This is a genomic window from Micromonospora sp. NPDC003776, from assembly GCF_053605645.1.
The window spans coordinates 1-2,412 of sequence record NZ_JBSGJR010000799.1; the positions used below are offsets into that span (position 1 = coordinate 1).

Annotated in this window: 1 protein-coding gene; it reads right to left on the reverse strand. The window is 74.8% G+C overall.

Translation table 11 applies throughout. The features are described from left to right. A partial coding sequence (locus tag ACWEVO_RS35055) for an ATP-binding protein (RefSeq protein WP_452311704.1) occupies positions 1 to 2,246 on the reverse strand: 2,246 nt, incomplete at its 3' end. Positions 2,247 to 2,412 lie beyond the last annotated feature (166 nt).

Here is a 2,412-nt window from a genome sequence, read left to right on the forward strand (position 1 = left end):
CGCCGGGGATCGCCGCTGGCGGCGGCGGCCTGCGCGCGCAGGCGCAGCCACATCGCGGAGACGGCCCGGGGATACGTGGTGCCGGCGGCCTCGATGCCGGCGGTGAGCCCGCCGGCGGTACCGGTGTCACCGCGTTCGGCGGCGGTGATCGCCCGCAGCAGGTCCGGGTACGGGTGAGCCGCCGGGGCGAGCCCGTCGAGCAGCGCGTCCGCGTCGGCGAACCGGCCCTGCAGCAGCAGCCGGGACCAGCGCAGGTGATGCCCCATGAAGGCGTGGTCGGAGTGCTCCCACTCGCCGTACCGGTCCACTTCGGCGAAGTGCTCGTCGGCGGCGGCGAAGTCGCCACGGAAGCCGGCGATGATGCCGGCGTCGATGGCTGCGGCCACCCGGTGCCGGGCCACGTCCCCTTCGCGGCAGCCGGTGACGAATGCGGTGAGTTCCTCGTGGTAGCGCGGGTCGCCGAGCTCCAGCAGCGCCACCCAGCGCAGCGAGGTCGCCCACAGCTCGGTTTCCCGGTCACCGGTGCGGCGGCCCACGTCGCGGATCTCCGCGGTCACGGTGGCGCGGTCGGCGGCGGTGCCGAGCCCCCAGGTCGTGTCGTGACGGGCCCAGAGACTGAAGGTGAGGGCTTCGTCGTCCCGGCCGCGGCGGGCGAGGGTCTCGGTGGCGGTGATGAGGTCGGCGGCCAGCGTGCTCAGCGGGACCTCGCCGTCGGGTTCGCCGATGAGCCGCTGGTACGCCTCGCGTACCAGGTCCTCCGGGTCGGTCAGGCGTCGGTTGGTGGCCTGCTGCCGGTGGACGGTGAGCGCGACCCGGGCGAGCAGCGCGGCGTCGTCGACGGCGCGGGCCAGCATCGCAGCGTCGGCGAGCAGCCGCTCGGCCTCGCCGCGGGTGCCGACGTGGTGCAGCAGCTGGGCGAGTTCCATCATGATCTTGATGCGTCGGGTCGGCTCGTCGGCGATCTCCAGCGCACGACGGAAGTGCAGCGTCGACTCCTCCACGGCAAGTCGACCCCCGGCGTTGCGGGCGGCGGTGACGAGCAGTTCGGCGGCCCGGGTCGGGTCGAGGTCGGGGCCGGCGAGCCAGGCGTGGCGGGCCAGGTCGGCGGGGATCAGCTGGTCGGCCAGGGTCGCGGACCGGTCGACGGCGCGGACGACCGCGGCGTGGCGGGCTCGCCGGTGGGTCTCCGGTATCCCGTCGTAGAGGGTTTCCCGGACCAGGTCGTGGGCGAACGCGAAGCGGCCGCCGCCGCGGGCCACCACGAGCCGGGCGGACACCGCCCGGTCCAGGAGCCGGTCGATCTGCGCCACGGGGCCGGGTACGCAGGCGGCGAGGAGCTGGCGGTGGAAGACGCGGCCGAGCACGGCGGCCACGGTGAGCGCCTCCATCACCGGGGCGGGCAACTGGTCCAGGCGACGGCGCACGGCTTCCCGCACACCGGGGGCGATGGTGGTGGCCAGCCCATCGGCGCTCCACAGCCGGGCGGTCTGCTCGACGAAGAAGGGATTGCCGCCGGTACGCCGGTGCACCTCGTCCACGAGGTCGGCGTCGGGTTGCCGATTCGCCGTACGGCTGATGAGCGCGGCCACCTCGTCGCGCGACAGTCCGGTGAGGGTGACGGTGGTCGCCTTGGCGGTCAGCGGCAGGAGCAGCGGGAGCAGCCGGTGGTCGCCGGACTCGACCTCGGCGTCGCGGTAGGTGCCGATCAGGAGCAGCCGCTCGAACCAGGTGTGCTGGGTGGCGAACTGCAGCAGCCGCAGCGAGGCGGGGTCGGCCCAGTGCAGATCGTCGAGGATCACCACGACCGGTCGGCGCTGGGCGACCGCCACCAGGGCGGTGGTCACGGCGTCGTACAGCGCGAACTCCTCCTGGCCACCGGTTTCCTCGACGTCGGTGGCGGGTGGGGTGCCGCTGGTCTCGCCGAGCAGTGTGGCCAGTCCGGGCTCGGCGGCCTCCCGTGCCAGGGCCCAGTCGTCGGCGCGGCGGCGCAGCCGCCGCAGCACTTGGACCCAGGGCCAGTAGCCGGGGGCGCTGTCGGAGTCCCAGCAGGCGGCGCCGAGAACGAGGGCACCACGCTGTCGGGCCTCCTCAGCCGCCGCGGCGACCAGCGTGGTCTTGCCGATGCCGGGCTCGCCGGCGACCAGGACGAGACCCCCGTGGCTGGTGGTCACCCGGTCCACTTCGGCGCGCAACAGGGCTGCGGGGTGCTCCCGCCCGATGATCGCTTCGCCGGTGTGCGGCTCCATGACCTCACGACCGTAGCGGACCGGTCCGACAGGGGCGGGCCGGTAACAGCGCTACGCCCGGTCCCGGGACCAGCTCACAGGCTCCAGCCGCCGACGCCGCCGCGGTCCTCCCGGCCGCGCTGGTCGTCGTACCGGCGGCGGGCCTCGCTCGACGCGCGCAGGTCGC